Here is a 14,751-nt window from a genome sequence, read left to right on the forward strand (position 1 = left end):
GGCGCGGTTCGCCTCCAAAAAGGCCCCGGCCGGCTAGTCGAGGGCGCTGTCCACCGACGACAGCGGGACGGCGTACAGCGCCCGCTCCGGGATGGCGTCGGGCTCCCACGCGTTGTCCTTGTTCGCCGCCCACTCGGTGAGCGTCCACAGCTCGCCGGTCTCGTGCCAGTACGACAAGGACTCCGTGTGCTGGCCCCAGCAGGCGAGTGTCCGGTCGGCGGTGCACCGGGCCGCCGAGGCCCCGCTGCCGTTCTGCCGCCAGAGGGTGCCGTGCCGGCCGCGGATCCCCGGTGCCTGACCGACGTACCAGTCGGCTTCGCTCGCGCCCGCGGCCTTGTGGGAGAGGACGCCCTGCACCCCGACGGCCTTGGTCTCGTAGGCCTCGTCGGCGTTCACCAGGCCGCTCGCGTTGCTGCCGAGCAGGCCGGTGCGGTCGCTCGCGGTGCTGAAGTAGTAACGCCAGAGGCGGCCCGGCTGCGTGCCGCCCGAGCTGAACCACTCGTTGGCGACGAGGCTGTCCGGCGTCGACGTGCGGTCCAGCGAGACCGACGCGAAGCAGGGGACCGCGTTGTCGTGGCTCGACGTACAGGCGCCGCCGGTCAGGTTGTACGAGCCGACGGCGGGCAGCACGTACTGGTAGCCGTGCGCCGAGTAGCCGCCGCTCACCTTGCCGACCGCGTCGCTGTCGACGTTCGCCCGCAGGATGCGGTGCATGTCGAAGACGAACAGGGCGTTGTCGTGGTCGGCGCCGTTCTTCGCGGTGACGATCAGCTTGTCCTGGTACCAGACCATGCCGCCGACGTGGGAGCGCACCGCCCCGAAGCTCTTGCCGCCGTTCAGCGGTGCCACCAGCAGGACCCAGCGGTACTTGAGGTCGTCGGGGTCGTTCGCGTCGACGAAGGCGATCCGGGCCAGCCCGGTGTCCTCCGGGGGCTCGTCCGCCTTGTGGTCGTTGTGCGTCCAGCCTGCCAGGATGACGCGGTCGTCGCCCCACGTGCCGTCGTCGTCGGCGTCACCGGAGGTGGTGACGGACTGCGGCAGCCACTTCTGGGTGATGGCGTCCCCGCTGTCCCAGCAGTACGCGCGCGTGGCCGTCGGCTCCACCGGCAGGGCGGCCGTCTCGGTGTCCGCGCACCGCGCCTTCGCACGCATCGGGTGGTTGGCGCTCTGCAGCACGCCGTGCACCCCGACGTTGCCGCCCATGTTCGTGGTGAGCGTGTCCAGGGTGCTCTCGGCGACCAGGTTCTCGTGCAGCTGGAGCTTGCCGATCTCGGCGGACGAAGTGAGCGGGGTGAGCTTGCCCGGGTCCGCCACGTCCCCGGCCTGGGAGGTGCTGATCAGGGTGGCCGCGGCGGTCAGGGCCAGTGCGGTCCCGGCCAGGGTGGCGCGCAGCGCCTGCCCCCTTCTCCTGCGACGGTGCCTGCCACGCTGCTTCATGCATCCTCCCGGTAAGGCCAACTGCCCCTCATGGTCAAGACATTGAGCGAGGGGCATGCGGGGTGACCCATGAGAGGGATGCTACGGCAGAGAGCACCCAAGCCGGTCGAGGACGGTCGAATAGGAGAACAATCGCCGCACCGCGCCACCCCCCCGGGCCGGATCGCCGCACCTCGCCACCCCCCGGGCCGGATCGCCGCGGCCGACGCCCCCGGCCCCGCCGGATCAGCGCGGCCGGGGAGCACGCGGCCGGGCCGCCCGCTCCCGGACGATCGCGGGGGCCGTCGAGTGGGGCAGCAGGTCGAGCGGGTCCTCGGGGAGCAGGAGTTCGACTTCGGCACGGTCGCAGAAACGATACGGCTGGTGTTCCAGAAAGGCCCCGAGGAAGCGCCGGACGCGGGACATCTCGGCGCGGACCGTCACCGTACGGCCCGGGTCGCCGAACAGGTCGTCCGCCAGGCCGGAGGCGCCGCGGCCGCCCGGGTGCAGGGCCAGCAGGCAGAGCAGTTCGGCGTGCCGGGGACTCAGCTCGTGCGTCCAGGAACCCGCGCCGCCCGACACGGTCACCGCCCGGCGCCGCGGATCGGCCAGATCCAGCACGATCCGGACCGCCTCCCGCGGCGGCGGTTCGTCCGCGACCCGCAGCAGCCAGCCGCCGGGCAGGGACTCGACCGCGCACGGCCCGAGGGACGGCAGCCGGCAGCGGCCGTCCCGGCCGAGGGAGGCGGGCAGTGCCACCCGGTTCGTGTACGGCATCCCGGTCACCGCCGCGGTCCAGCCGTCCCGGTCCACCACCAGGGCACGCCCGTCGAGCCGCGCCAGGACCGGCGCCGCGACCGCGCGCAGCCGCTCCAGCGAGGCCTGGTGCAGCTCCCGCAGCCGCGCCTGGGCGAGCTTGGCCACCGCGTCGACCAGGGCCAGCGTGGCCGGATGCATCGTCTCCAGCGGACCGCTCACGTCGACCGCCCCGACCAGACGGCCGTCGCGCGGGTCGGTGACCGGGGCGCCGGTGCACGTCCACGAGTGGTGGGTGCGCACGAAGTGCTCGGCGGAGAAGACCTGCACGGGGCGCCGGGTCACCAGGGGAGTGCCCACGCCGTTCGTGCCCACGACGTCCTCGCGCCAGTCGGCGCCGACCTCGAAGCCGTGCCCGTCGGCCTTGCGCAGCACCGCGGGGCTGCCCTCGCGCCACAGCACCCGGCCCTCCTCGTCCGCGACGACCATGATGTGCTGCGCCGTGTCCGCGACCGAGAGCAGACCCTCGCGCAGCACCGGCAGCACGTGCCGCAGCGGTGAGGCGTGCCGCCGGCGCTCGATCTCCTCGTCGCCGAGGAGCCCGGCCCGGAAGTCGTGGTCGGGGTCGACCCCGCTGCGCAGCATCCGCTCCCAGGACTCCTCGATGACCGGCCGCGGCGCCACCCGCGTGCGCTGCCCCGCAAGAGCGGCGCTGCGCACCTCGCTGAGCACGCGTGCCGCCTGCGCGGCGTCCAGGGCGGCGAGCCGCGTCACATCCATCGCCGAGTGCCCCACCGGATCCTCCTGCATAGCCTTGGGGCAACCGGCTTCCGAGCCCCTTTTCGGCCAGAGCTCCGCCTCCGTGCCGGCTGCCGTTCTCATAGTGCAGCCCGGCGGCCTCGGAAGTGCACGATCCGCCCGAAGGGAACGGGCGAGTTGCAACCCCCTGCAACCCTGGCGAAGCGCCCCCCGGTGTCCGAAACTTGAGCAGCGCCGCCCGTGCGGCGTCCGTGCTCCTTGACCGGGGCCCGCGGGGCGGGGGTGGTGCCGTGTCGGCGCAGCACCACCCCCGTTCCGTACGACGCCGGAGGGCGCCCGGGCACGGACGGCCCGCCGGTCAGCTCACCGGCCGCGCCCGCTCCACCACCGAGGCCAGGTCCAGGGTGTGCGGCAGGGTGCCGAACGCCGAGCCCCAGTCACCGCCCAGCCGGGAGGCGCAGAACGCGTCGGCGACCTCCGGCGGCGCGTACCGGACCAGCAGCGACCCCTGGAGGACCACCGCGATGCGCTCCACCAGACGGCGGGCCCCGGCCTCGGCGCCCTCCAGGTCGGCGAGTTCGGTCAGCAGGTTCTTGATCGCGCCGTCCAGCCGGTGGTCGGCGCCGCGCGCCCGGCCCACCTCCCGCAGATAGGCGTCGAGAGCCCCGGGCTCCCGCTGGAGGGCGCGCAGGACGTCCAGCGCCTGGACGTTGCCCGCGCCCTCCCAGATGGAGTTCAGCGGGGACTCGCGCAACAGCCGGGGCATGCCCGACTCCTCGACGTAGCCGTTCCCGCCCAGACACTCCAGTGCCTCGACCGCGACCGGCGTACACCGCTTGGTCACCCAGTACTTGGCCGCCGGCACCGCGAGCCGCAGGAACGCCCGCTCCTGCTCGCCGCCGTCGTCGTAGGCGGCGGCCAGCCGCATCGCGAGCGTCGTCGCCGCCTCCGACTCCAGCGCCAGATCGGCCAGCACGTTGCGCATCAGCGGCTTGTCGACCAGCGTGCCGCCGAACGCCTGCCGGTGGGTGCAGTGGTGGACCGCCTGGGCCACGGCCTGCCGCATCAGCGAGGCCGAGCCCAGCACACAGTCCAGACGGGTCGCCGCGACCATCTCGATGATGGTGCGCACCCCGCGGCCCTCGTCCCCGACCCGGCGCGCCCAGGTCCCGTCGAACTCGACCTCGCCCGACGCGTTCGACCGGTTGCCCAGCTTGTCCTTCAGCCGCTGGATGCGGAACACGTTGCGTGTGCCGTCCCGCAGCACGCGCGGCACGAGGAAGCAGGTCAGACCGCCGGGGGCCTGTGCCAGCACCAGGAAGCCGTCCGACATCGGCGCCGAGCAGAACCACTTGTGGCCCGTCAGCTCGTACGTCCCGTCCTCGGCGAGCGGCCGGGCCGCCGTCGTGTTGGCGCGGACGTCGCTGCCGCCCTGCTTCTCCGTCATGCCCATCCCGAAGAGGGCGCCGGCCTTCTGGTGGGCGGGCCGCAGCCCCTCGTCGTAGACGGTGGACGTCAGCCGCGGCTCCCATTCGGCGGCCAGTGCGGGGTCCGTGCGCAGCGCGGGGACCGCCGCGTGCGTCATCGACAGCGGGCAGCCGTTGCCCGCCTCGACCTGCGTCCAGATCACGAACCCGGCCGCCCGCCGGACGTGCCCCCCGGGACGGCTCCAGGCGGCGGTCAGACCGGCCGAGACGCCCTTGCCGAGGAGCCGGTGCCAGGACGGGTGGAACTCGATCTCGTCGACGCGGTTGCCGTAGCGGTCGTGGGTGCGCAGCCGGGGCGGATGCTCGTTGGCCAGCGCTCCCCACTCCAGGACCTGGGCGGAACCGGACGAGCGTCCGAGGCCCGAGAGCTCCTCGCGCGCCTCGTCCAGGAGCTGTGGATCGAGATGACGTTCGACCGCCTCCACCAGGGCCCGGTCGGCGGCGAAGACGTCATATCCGACCAGGGGCGGAGGCTGGTTGGTCACGGTGTGGGTGCTGGCTGCCATACGGATACGGTAAGGACGTGCACCAGGCAAAAGAAACACCTGAACGGCCATCCTCCGGCCGTCTTCACCGCGCCAAGGCGCTGTACCGGAACGTGTCGAAGCGCAGGACCGCCTGGCTGCTGCTCAAGGACACCGTCAACTCGTGCATGGAGTACCGGATCCTGGGACTGGCGGCGGAGGCGGCCTTCTTCACGCTGCTGTCCGTGCCGCCCCTGCTGCTGAGCATGATCGGACTGCTCGGCTACGTGGACGACTGGACCGGCGCCGACAGCATCGCCAGCCTGGAGAACAACCTGCTGGAGGCGTCCCGCACCGTCCTGTCCGACAAGGGTGTCACCCAGATCGCCCAGCCGATCCTCGACGACGTCATGAAGGGCGGCCGGCCCGACGTCATCTCCCTCGGCTTCCTGTTCGCCCTCTGGTCGGGCTCCCGCGCGGTGAACGTCTTCATCGACACCATCACCGTCATGTACGGCCTCGACGGGACCCGCGGCATCGTCGCGACCCGCGTGATGTCCTTCCTGCTCTTCATCGTGGCCCTGCTGATCGGCTCGGTCGCGCTGCCCCTGATGGTCGCGGGCCCGGACGCGGTGGTGCAGATCGTGCCCTGGTCGACGACCGTCGTGCAGGTCCTGTACTGGCCCGTCGTCATCGTGCTGTCCATCGTCTTCCTGACGACGCTCTACCACGTGTCCGTGCCGGTCCGCTCGCCCTGGATCGAGGACGTGCCCGGAGCCCTGGTGGCCCTCGGCATGTGGGTGCTCGGCAGCCTCCTGCTGCGCATCTACCTGACCAGCACCGTCGAGGGACCCACGATCTACGGATCACTCGCCGCGCCCGTCGCCGTCCTGCTGTGGATCGGCGTGTCCGCCTTCGCGGTGCTGGTCGGCGCCGCCGTCAACGCCGCCATCGACCGGGTCTGGCCGGCCGCCGCCACCGCCGCGGCCCGCGCGGCCAACGAGCGGCTGCGCCGGGCCCAGGCCGCCGAGTACATCGCCCGTGCCTCCGCGGCCCGCTCCGGCGACGGCGACCCGGACCCCGACGACGCGGACATGCCCTCCGAGTTCCCCGAACGCTGGTCGCGCTTCCTGCCCCCGGAGGACGTGACCTCCCGGCTGCGGGCGCACGCCAGGAGCCTGCACCACCCGCCGGCCAAGCACGAGGACGAGACACCGCCCGAGCGGTGACCCTCGCCGCACCGGTGGCCCGAAGCGGGCCGAGGGGCGGCCGCCCCCGTCGCGGTCACCCCCCTTCCGGCCGCCCCCGTCGCGGCCACCCCCTTCCGGCCGCCCCCGTCGCGGTCACCCCCTTCCGGCCGCCCCCGTCGCGGCCACCCCCTTCCGGACGTCCCCGTCGCGGTCACCCCCCTTCCGGACGCCGCCGTCGCGGTCGCCATTCGCCGGACGCCCCCGTCGCGGTCACCCCCTCCCGGACGCCCCCGGCGCACTCGCCATTCGCCGGACGCCTCTTCGTGGGTTCCCATGAGGGGACGTCCACGGCCGTTCCCGCCGGGCCTCTACGCTGGCGGCATGGACGCTCCTCCACGCTCGAACACGCTGACGCGGGGGGACCCCCTCGCAGACCTGCTCGAAGGCCCACGCGCGCGGGGCGCCTTCATGATCCGGGCGTGCTTCGACCCGCCCTGGTCCGTGCGCGTCGAGGACCGCGCCCCGCTCACGATCATGCTCGTGGTCCGCGGCGAGGCGTGGGTCGTGCCCGACGGGGGAGAACCGGTACGGCTGCGGGCGGGCGACCTCGCCGTCGCGCGCGGACCCGACCCGTACCTCTGCGCCGACCACCCCGGCACCGCGCCGCAGGCGGTGATCCTGCCGGGCGGCGAGTGCGTCCACCCCGACGGGCGGTCCCTCGGCGGGCACTGGGACCTCGGCGTGCGCAGCTGGGGCGACCGGCCCGACGGCTCCACCGTGATGCTCATCGGCACCTATCTCGTGCGGGGCGAGATCAGCGGCCGGCTGCTGGACGCCCTGCCACCGCTGCTGTCGCTCACCTCCGACGTCTGGGAGTGCCCGCTCACCCCGATCCTGACCGCCGAGATCGTGCGCGACGAACCGGGCCAGGAGGTCGTCCTCGACCGCCTGCTCGACCTGCTCGTCATCGCCGCGCTGCGCGCCTGGTTCTCCCGCCCCGAGGCGGCGGCCCCCGCCTGGTACCGGGCGCGCGCGGACCCGGTCGTGGGCCGGGTGCTGCGGCTGGTGCACGACGACCCGGCCCACCCGTGGACGGTCGCGTCGCTCGCCGCGGAGGCCGGGGTGTCGCGGGCCGCGCTGGCCCGGCGCTTCAACGACCTCGTCGGCGAGCCCCCGATGACGTACCTGACCGGCTGGCGCCTGGCCCGCGCGGCGGACCTGCTGCGCGACGGCGGGGAGACCATCGGCGCGATCGCCCGGCAGGTCGGCTACGGCAGCGCGTTCGCCCTGTCCGCCGCCTTCAAACGGGTCCACGGCGTCAGTCCGCAGGAGTACCGCAGCCGGGCGGCGTAGCCTGGCGTACGTGTACGTGGAACGGGCGTCCCTGCTGGCGGGCGCCGTCGTGTGGTCGCACGGGGCGCCCCGCGACGCGGCACGGCCCGTGCTGCCCGACGGCTGCATGGACCTGCTGTGGAACGAGGGGCGGATGCTGGTCGCCGGACCGGACACCCGTGCGTACGTCCCGGCGTGCGCGGCGGGCCGCTGGGCCGGCGTGCGCTTCTTCCCCGGCACGGCCCCCGCCTACCTGGGGGTGCCCGCGCACGAACTGCGCGACAGGCGGGTGGAGTTGGCGGACCTGTGGCCCGCCGGCGAGGTGCGGCGCCTCGCCGGCCGCATCGACGCCGCCGACGACCCCGTGACCGCTCTCGAAGAGGTCGCCCTGGAGCGGGCGGGCCGGGCCCGGCCACCCGATCCGCAGCTCCGCATGGTCGTGTCGGCCCTGCGCGCGGGGCGGTCGGTCGCCGCGACGGCGGACGAACTCGGCCTCGGGGCCCGCCAGTTGCACCGCCGTTCGCTGGCAGCCTTCGGCTACGGACCCAAGACGCTGGCCCGCGTGCTGCGGCTGCAACGGGCCCTCGCCCTCGCCCGCGGCGGCGTGCCGTACGCCGAGACGGCGGCCCGCACCGGCTTCGCCGACCAGCCTCATCTGGCGCGGGACGTACGTGAGTTGACGGGCATGCCACTGGGGGAGCTGCTGGCGGGCGTCTGATCGGGCGTCTGATCAGACGTCGGGCAGGGGCGAGAAGAGGTCCACCCCGTTGCCGTCCGGGTCGTGCACGACCGCGTACCGCATGCCCCAGAAGGCGTCCCAGGGTGCGAGCTCCCCGTGGTGCCCGGCGCCGGTCAGGTCCGCGTAGAGCGAGTCGACCTCCGCCGGAGCGTCGCAGCGGAAGGCGAGCGAGACCCGTCCGCCGCCGGCCGGCGCCCGCCAGTCGGCGTGGAAGGACCGGATGGTCTCCTCGGTGTCGAGCGCCAGCCGCAGACCGCCGGGCAGCTCGGCCTCGACGTGCGGCAGAGTCTCCGCACCCTCGGGGAAGACGATCCCGAGCCGGCGGTAGAAGGCGAGCGAGGCGGACAGGTCGGAGACGGCGATGCCGATCACGGCGAAAGCTGGAGTCATGTGATCACGGTAGGCAGGCCGGCGGCGGCCGGTCTTGTAGGAATCGGACGCGCATCGGACGCGGACGCCCGGTGGCACAGGTGTTCACCGCGCTCCGGCCGGCCCGGCTGCGGGACCGGTCGAGCGCGGGGACCCGCCGCAGGTGGGCGACGGACCCCCCGACGACACCGTGGGGACCCGCGGGCCGGGGCAGAGGAAGCTCCCGGCGGGTCCGGAGAGGCTCCCGGCGGATCCGGACGCCCGGGATCCCGGACCCGCCGGGGAATAGGCTCCGCAGCATGGCCTTCCGCGCACTCGTGTACACCCGTACCACCGACTACCGGCACGATTCCATCCCGGACGCCGTCGCCGCCGTGCGCGAACTCGGCGGCGCGCACGGCTTCGCCGTCGACGCGACCGAGGACCCCGCCGCCTTCGAGGCGCCCCTCGACGCGTACGCGGCGGTCGTCTTCCTGTCCACGAGCGGGGAGGTCCTGACCCCCGAGGGGCGTACCCGGCTGCGCGCGTACGTGGAATCGGGCGGCGGGTTCGCCGGGGTGCACGCGGCGGCCTGCACCGAGTACGACTGGCCCTACTTCGGCGAGCTGCTCGGGACGTGGTTCGCCCGGCACCCCGCCCACCAGCCGGGCAGGGCCGTTGTGGAGGACCGCGACCACCCGGCGACCCGCCACCTGCCTGCGGTCTGGGAGTTCACGGACGAGTGGTACGACTTCCGCGACAACCCGCGGAGTTCGGTGCGCGTCCTCGTCCGCGCCGACGAATTTTCCTACAAGGGCGGCGGGATGGGAGCGGACCACCCGCTGGCGTGGTGCCGGGAGCAGGGGGCGGGCCGGGTCTTCTACACCGCGCTCGGGCACGCCTCGGAGGCCTACGCGGACCCCGCCTTCCGCGCGCATCTGCTCGGCGGGATCTCCTGGGCAGCCGGCGCCACGGGCGCCTCAGGGTGACGGCGTCGACCCGTACGCCGTGAGGAAGCGGTCGCGGAAGGAGTCCATCTTCCACACGGGGGCGTCGTGTCCGGGCTGGAGACCGTCCGTCCAGCCCCAGCCGGCGATCCTCTCCAGCACCTCGGGGTCGTGGGCGACGATCGCGCAGGGCACGTCACGGCTCGCGTGGTCGCCGCTGACCCGGGCCATGGGCTGGTGGTCGCCCAGGAAGACCAGGACGGTGTTCCTGCCGCCGTACCTGATCACGTAGTCGATGAGGCTCCTGACCGAGTACTGGATGGACCTGCCGTACTCCTGCTTCACCTTCGCCGAGTCGTAGAAGACGTCCGCGGGCTTCTTGCCGGCCCGCTGGATGCCCTCGTAGACCGAGCCGTCCCCGACCTGGTCCTGGGGGACCGTCTTCGGGATCGGGGCCCAGGGCTGGTGGCTGGAGGTCAGGATGATCTCCGACATCAGCGGCTTGTCGTGCTTCCTGCCGTGCTCCAGGCGTTCGAAGGCGGCGAGGGCGTACTGGTCGGGCATGGTCGACCAGCTGAACTTCGGGCCCCTGTAGCCGAGGTTCCGTGCGTCGTAGAGGTGGTCCAGGCCGTAGAACTCGGCCTCCGGCCAGGCCTTCTGGACGCCGGGCATGATGCCGACCGTCCGCCAGGCGCCCGTCTTCCTGAAGGCGCCGGTCAGGGTGAGGTGGTCCCCGGCGGTGACGGTGCGGTAGCGCTGCTGGTTGTCGATCCACAGGCCGGACAGGAAGGTGGAGTGGCCGAGCCAGCTGCTGCCGCCGTACGTCGCCGAGGTGAGCCAGCCGCTCTTCGCGGCGTACCCGGCCCTGCCGAGCCGCTCGGTCGCGGAGGCGAGCGTCGCGTCGACCCCCGGTGCCGTGACCGGGTCCTCGACCGCGCTGCGGCCGTAGCTCTCGATGAAGGTGAACATCACGTCCTTGCCGCGCAGCCCGGTCAGCAGCTGCTCGGGCGGGGTGCCACCGAAGGTGTCCTCCCGCGCCGCCTCCGCGAACGCGGCCTCGTCCCGCAGGGTGGCCCGCACCCGTTGTGCCCGGTCCTGGACGCCCGCCGCCGCGTGGCCGGCGGCGACGGGCACGCCACCGAACTGCACCCCGGTCGCCGTGCACAGGACCCAGACGGTCCCCAGCGCCAGCGTCGAACGGGTCGCGAGAGGGCGGTGCCGGGCCAGCAGACGGGCGAGGCGTACGACCGCGAGCGCCATGAGGACCAGCACGGCGAGGACGAGGACGATCACGGCGACGGCGGCGGCGGTCGCGCCCGCCGGACCGACCGAGTCCTTCAGATACGCCCGGGCGTCGCCGAACAGGGTCCAGTCGAGGACGAGGTTGAAGCCCCGCCCGAGGAATTCGTCGAAACCCAGGTCGAGGAGGTTCAGGACCGTCAGCGCGCCGAGGCCCAGCCCCGCGGTCACCGCCACGGCGACGCGCGGCCTGCGCGGCAGGACGATCAGCACGGCGGCACCGAGGACCGCCTCCACGGGGAGCCGCGCGAACGCGGCGGCCCGGAGGTCGCCGAGCCTGTTCGGGAGCAGCAGCGCGATGACGACGGCCGCGAACGCCAGCACGTCGGTGCCGCGAGCCAGGCCGCGCGCGAGCGCGGGGTGCCGTGCCCGCAGGCCGCGCGGCGCGCCACGCGGGCGGCTGTCGGGGGCGGCAGGGGTGTCGCGGGGGGCGCCGGAACCACCGGGGTCGGTGGGCGGCTCGCCGGGGACGGCTGACGCCTCGCCGGGACCGGCGGAGGCGTCAGGGGAGCCGGCGGAGACCTCGCGCGGATCGGCGGACGCCTCACCGGAGTCCGCCGGCACCTCCTCGGGGCCGGCGGAGGCGGTGGCCGGGGCCTCCACGGCCTCTCCGGAGCCGGCGGAGGCATCGCCCGGCTCGGCGGCGGCGGTGTCCGGAGTTTCCTCCTGCCGGGGTGAGCCGTTCCCCGGTGTCTCCGTCCGCCGGGGTGTCCCGTCCGTGTGCCGAGGGCGCTGTGAGCGTGTGAAGAGGGACAACCCGGATTTCCTTCCGTGCGAAGCCCGGTGACGGCACCGCGGACCCGTCGGCGGGCCCGGCCTCGTGGTCCGCCGCTCCTTCGTACGGCCGTTCGCCGGGTTCCGTTCAATCGCCGGGGGTCACCCCGGTGTCACCCCGCGGAGCACGTGGCCCGGGCCGCCGTGCAGGAAGGACCGCCCGGGCCCGCCGCGGGGAGGTGCCGTGCTGGCCCGCTCCACCAGACGCGTGGACAGCTCGGTGCGGGTCCCCTCGGGCCGGTCGCCGGCCATCATGCGCACGAGCAGCCGCAGCGCCGTCGCGGCCATCTCGGAGAGCGGCTGGCGCACGGTGGTCAGCGCGGGTGCCGCCCAGCGTGCCTCGGGCAGGTCGCCGAAACCGACCACACTGAGGTCGTCCGGCACGCGCAACCGCCGCTCGGCCAGGGCCCGGTAGACGCCGAGCGCCATCGTGTCGGAGCAGGCGAAGACCGCGGTGGGCGGTTCGGGCAGGTCGAGCAGCCGGCTCATGCGCCGGTGGGCACCGCCCTCGTCGGACCCGGCGTGGCGGAGGTACTCCGGCCGGCACCGGACGCCGGCCGCCGCGAGCGCGGAGCGGTACCCGGCGACCCGCGCACCGCCGGCCGCCTCGTACCGGCGGCCTCCGATGACGGCGATGCGCTCATGGCCGAGGGCGAGCAGATGCTCGGTCGCCAGCAGTCCGCCCCGCCAGTCGGCCGCGCCGACCGAGATCACGCCGGGCGGGGGTTCGTGCGCCGGGTCGACCATCACGAAGGGGATGCGGTGCTGCTCCAGCCAGGCGTACTGGGAGGGGGACAGCTCGGCCAGGCTGAACAGCATCCCCGCCGAGCCCCTTGCGGTGATCCTGTCCTGCCAGCCGTGCCCCGGCCGCCCGTCCCGGCCCGGGCCCGTCGTCACCACGAGGTCCAGGCCCGCGTCGTGCGCCGCCTGCTCCGCCCCGTGCAGCACGGCTCCCGACCGGGAACTGTCGAGCGTGTGCACGACCAGATCGATCAGGCGGGGTGCCCGCGCCGGGTCGAACCGCGGCCTGCGCACATAGCCGAGCCGGTCCAGGGCCTCGGTGACCCTCTTGCGGGTCCCGGGCGCCACGTCCTCCCGTCCGTTGACGACCTTCGACGCCGTCGGCACGGACACGCCCGCCTCGCGCGCGACGACGGCCAGGGTCGGCCCGGCCGTCCCGCTCCGGCTCCGGCTCCGGACCATCCACAACCGCCTCTCCGCCCCGTCCCGAGGGCCGACGAATCTTCGAACAGCCGCGGTCGCGCCCTGGAGGCGGAGACCGGATAGAAAGCGCTTCCTACAGTAAGCGTGCGGCAACTCGCCCCGGAAGACCCGGGAAATCAACGGCACGCGCGGACCGGCGAGCGTGTCACCCCGTCGAACAGGAGCCGCCGCGGGCCGCCCCGCACTCTCGCGACCCGGACCCGACCGGCACGACAGCGGCACGCAACCCGGGCGGGACACACTGAAGACCGGTTCCAGGTCATGTCCGCCAAGTCCCGCTTGTTTCGCGACACCTGGCACGCACGACGGGGCTTCGCGGACACGACCTGGGCCGTCCGGGCCGCGGGGGCGCCGGGCGGTGTCATGCGGTGACTGCCGCAGCCCCGCACCGCGGTGAGGAGAGGGATGTATGGGACGTATGGCCGGTGTGTCCGAGGATCCTGTGGTCGCCACCCCGTACGGAGCCGTGCGCGGGCGGCGCGAGAAAGGTGCCGCCGTCTTCCGCGGTATCCCCTACGCCGCCCCGCCGTTCGGTCCGCACCGCTTCCGTCCGCCCGTCCCGCCCGAGCCCTGGGACGGCGTCCGCGACGCGGGTTCGTTCGGGCCGACCGCGCCGAAGCCGCCGTACTCCGAGGCGTTCGGGCGACTGCTGTCCGACCCCGTGGTGGCCGGCGACGAGTGCCTCAACCTCAACGTGTGGACCCCCGACCCCGATCCGGCCGCCCGGCTCCCGGTCATGGTGTGGATCCACGGCGGCGCCCTCACCCGGGGCTCGTCCGCCGTCCCCGTGTACGACGGCGGCTCCTTCGCCCGTGACGGCGTCGTCTTCGTCTCGCTCAACTACCGGCTCGGGGTGGAGGGTTACGGCCTCTTCCCGGACGCGCTGCCGAACCTGGGCCTGCGTGACCAGCTCGCCGCCCTGGAATGGGTGCGTGACACCATCGCCGCCTTCGGAGGGGATCCGGACCGCGTCACGGTCTTCGGCGAGTCCGCCGGCGCGATCAGTATCGGCGCGCTGCTGGCGAGCCCGCGTGCCGAGGGCCTCTTCCGCCGGGCGGTCCTGCAGAGCGGCCCGCCGGGGGTCACGGAGCGGGAGAAGGTGCGGCGCCTGGTGCGGCGGATGGCGGCACGGCTGAGGATCCCGGCGACCGCCACCGCCTTCGCCGGCGTCGACCGGACCGTCCTCGCCGAGGTCCAGGCCGAGGTCGGCCGCCGTGCCGGCCCGGTGCTCGGCGGACCGGCGTTCGGCATCGTCGTCGACGGTGACCTGGTGCCGCGCGATCCGCTGGCCGCCCTGCTCGACGGCGCCGCGCGGGACGTCGGTCTGCTGCTGGGCTGGACCAGCGAGGAGTACCGGCTGTGGCTCGCGCCGACCGGACTGCTCGAACGCATCGACCGGCTCGGTCCGGTGGCCGTGGCCGGCGCGATGGCCCGCTGCCACTGCGGCCCCGAGGTCCCGCGCGGCTACCGCGCCGCCCGTCCGGACGCGGGCACCGCCGAGCTGGTCGGCCAGCTGGTCACCGACCATCTGCTGCGGCGCCCCCTGCAGCGGCTCGCCGACGCCCGCGTCGGCCACGCCCCTTCCCACGTCTACGAGTTCGCCTGGCCCTCCAGCGTGCCGGGACTCGGCGCGTGCCACGCGCTGGAACTGGGCTTCGTCTTCGACACCGCCCATGTGCCGGAGTCGGCGAAGCTCGCGGGCCCCGGAGCCCCGCAGGAACTGGCCGACGTGATGCACGCGGCGTGGGTGCGCTTCGCGGTGGACGGCGACCCGGGGTGGCCCGCCTGGGACGCGTCGCACCCGGTGCGGATGTTCGGCGCGGAACCCGAGCTGCTGTACGGGCCGCGGGACCACGAAATGGAGCTGTGGCAGGCGCGGTCCGCCCGCGCGGCAGCCGCACCCGTGGCGGCTCCCCGGCCCGGTTCGCCCACGCGGGGTACGGCGCCGCTGTCAGCCGTACGGCGCCTGCGTCGCTCCGCGGGTGTCCGTCGGCCCTGACCACGGCGACCCCGCCG

Annotated in this window: 11 protein-coding genes; 5 read left to right on the top strand and 6 right to left on the bottom strand. The window is 74.2% G+C overall.

The window, feature by feature from the left end:
- Positions 1 to 33: 33 nt before the first annotated feature.
- The 3 genes from ACFYP4_RS01985 to ACFYP4_RS01995 all read right to left on the bottom strand — a co-directional run bounded on the left by ACFYP4_RS01985 (position 34) and on the right by ACFYP4_RS01995 (position 4,924).
- Positions 34 to 1,437 (bottom strand): hypothetical protein, encoded by a 1,404-nt coding sequence (locus ACFYP4_RS01985; protein WP_358853802.1) that lies wholly within the window; start codon positions 1,435 to 1,437, stop codon positions 34 to 36.
- Between the two features lie 225 nt (positions 1,438 to 1,662).
- Positions 1,663 to 2,952, bottom strand: coding sequence for a GAF domain-containing protein (locus tag ACFYP4_RS01990; protein WP_388782683.1), 1,290 nt, complete (start codon positions 2,950 to 2,952; stop codon positions 1,663 to 1,665).
- A 337-nt stretch (positions 2,953 to 3,289) separates the two neighbouring features.
- Positions 3,290 to 4,924: an acyl-CoA dehydrogenase family protein gene (locus tag ACFYP4_RS01995; RefSeq protein WP_358853800.1), complete on the bottom strand. Its 1,635-nt coding sequence runs from the start codon at positions 4,922 to 4,924 to the stop codon at positions 3,290 to 3,292.
- Between the two features lie 17 nt (positions 4,925 to 4,941).
- On the opposite strand from ACFYP4_RS01995, the gene ACFYP4_RS02000 reads away from it, so the two are divergent.
- The 3 genes from ACFYP4_RS02000 (at position 4,942) to ACFYP4_RS02010 (ending at position 8,122) form a co-directional block, all read left to right on the top strand.
- Complete coding sequence (locus ACFYP4_RS02000) at positions 4,942 to 6,111, top strand: YihY/virulence factor BrkB family protein (protein WP_358853799.1); 1,170 nt, start codon at positions 4,942 to 4,944, stop codon at positions 6,109 to 6,111.
- Positions 6,112 to 6,453: 342 nt separating this feature from the next.
- On the top strand, positions 6,454 to 7,425 hold the full coding sequence (locus ACFYP4_RS02005) for an AraC family transcriptional regulator (RefSeq protein ID WP_358854102.1): 972 nt from the start codon (positions 6,454 to 6,456) through the stop codon (positions 7,423 to 7,425).
- 10 nt (positions 7,426 to 7,435) lie between these two features.
- The gene (locus ACFYP4_RS02010; protein WP_358854101.1) at positions 7,436 to 8,122 is read left to right on the top strand and encodes a helix-turn-helix transcriptional regulator; all 687 of its coding nucleotides are present in this window, start codon (positions 7,436 to 7,438) and stop codon (positions 8,120 to 8,122) included.
- Positions 8,123 to 8,134: 12 nt separating this feature from the next.
- Here ACFYP4_RS02010 and ACFYP4_RS02015 read toward each other — a convergent pair whose 3' ends face one another.
- Positions 8,135 to 8,533 carry a VOC family protein gene (locus ACFYP4_RS02015; RefSeq protein ID WP_358854100.1) on the bottom strand — a complete coding sequence of 133 codons (399 nt, stop codon included), beginning with the start codon at positions 8,531 to 8,533 and terminating at the stop codon, positions 8,135 to 8,137.
- Between the two features lie 278 nt (positions 8,534 to 8,811).
- Here ACFYP4_RS02015 and ACFYP4_RS02020 point away from each other — a divergent pair, with 278 nt between their 5' ends.
- Positions 8,812 to 9,480, top strand: coding sequence for a ThuA domain-containing protein (locus ACFYP4_RS02020; protein ID WP_388781739.1), 669 nt, complete (start codon positions 8,812 to 8,814; stop codon positions 9,478 to 9,480).
- On the opposite strand, the gene ACFYP4_RS02025 is transcribed toward ACFYP4_RS02020, so the two are convergent.
- Together ACFYP4_RS02025 and ACFYP4_RS02030 are read right to left on the bottom strand one after the other, a co-directional pair.
- Positions 9,472 to 11,493 carry a sulfatase gene (locus ACFYP4_RS02025; protein WP_388781742.1) on the bottom strand — a complete coding sequence of 674 codons (2,022 nt, stop codon included), beginning with the start codon at positions 11,491 to 11,493 and terminating at the stop codon, positions 9,472 to 9,474. The genes ACFYP4_RS02020 and ACFYP4_RS02025 overlap by 9 nt on opposite strands.
- A gap of 120 nt (positions 11,494 to 11,613) precedes the next feature.
- The gene (locus tag ACFYP4_RS02030) at positions 11,614 to 12,714 is read right to left on the bottom strand and encodes a LacI family DNA-binding transcriptional regulator (protein ID WP_388781745.1); all 1,101 of its coding nucleotides are present in this window, start codon (positions 12,712 to 12,714) and stop codon (positions 11,614 to 11,616) included.
- A 430-nt stretch (positions 12,715 to 13,144) separates the two neighbouring features.
- Between ACFYP4_RS02030 and ACFYP4_RS02035 the strand changes: the two genes are divergently transcribed.
- Complete coding sequence (locus ACFYP4_RS02035; protein ID WP_358854096.1) at positions 13,145 to 14,734, top strand: carboxylesterase family protein; 1,590 nt, start codon at positions 13,145 to 13,147, stop codon at positions 14,732 to 14,734.
- Positions 14,735 to 14,751: the final 17 nt, after the last annotated feature.

Source organism: Streptomyces sp. NPDC005551, from assembly GCF_042871785.1.
In the GTDB taxonomy this organism is placed as follows: domain Bacteria; phylum Actinomycetota; class Actinomycetes; order Streptomycetales; family Streptomycetaceae; genus Streptomyces.

Excerpts from the sequence above, each read along its gene's own strand:
- ACFYP4_RS01985 (WP_358853802.1), bottom strand. The coding sequence starts at position 1,437 with ATGAAGCAGCGTGGCAGGCACCGTCGCAGGAGAAGGGGGCAGGCGCTG.
- ACFYP4_RS01990 (WP_388782683.1), bottom strand. The coding sequence starts at position 2,952 with ATGGATGTGACGCGGCTCGCCGCCCTGGACGCCGCGCAGGCGGCACGC.
- ACFYP4_RS01995 (WP_358853800.1), bottom strand. The coding sequence starts at position 4,924 with ATGGCAGCCAGCACCCACACCGTGACCAACCAGCCTCCGCCCCTGGTC.
- ACFYP4_RS02005 (WP_358854102.1), top strand. The coding sequence starts at position 6,454 with ATGGACGCTCCTCCACGCTCGAACACGCTGACGCGGGGGGACCCCCTC.
- ACFYP4_RS02015 (WP_358854100.1), bottom strand. The coding sequence starts at position 8,533 with ATGACTCCAGCTTTCGCCGTGATCGGCATCGCCGTCTCCGACCTGTCC.
- ACFYP4_RS02020 (WP_388781739.1), top strand. The coding sequence starts at position 8,812 with ATGGCCTTCCGCGCACTCGTGTACACCCGTACCACCGACTACCGGCAC.
- ACFYP4_RS02030 (WP_388781745.1), bottom strand. The coding sequence starts at position 12,714 with ATGGTCCGGAGCCGGAGCCGGAGCGGGACGGCCGGGCCGACCCTGGCC.
- ACFYP4_RS02035 (WP_358854096.1), top strand. The coding sequence starts at position 13,145 with ATGGGACGTATGGCCGGTGTGTCCGAGGATCCTGTGGTCGCCACCCCG.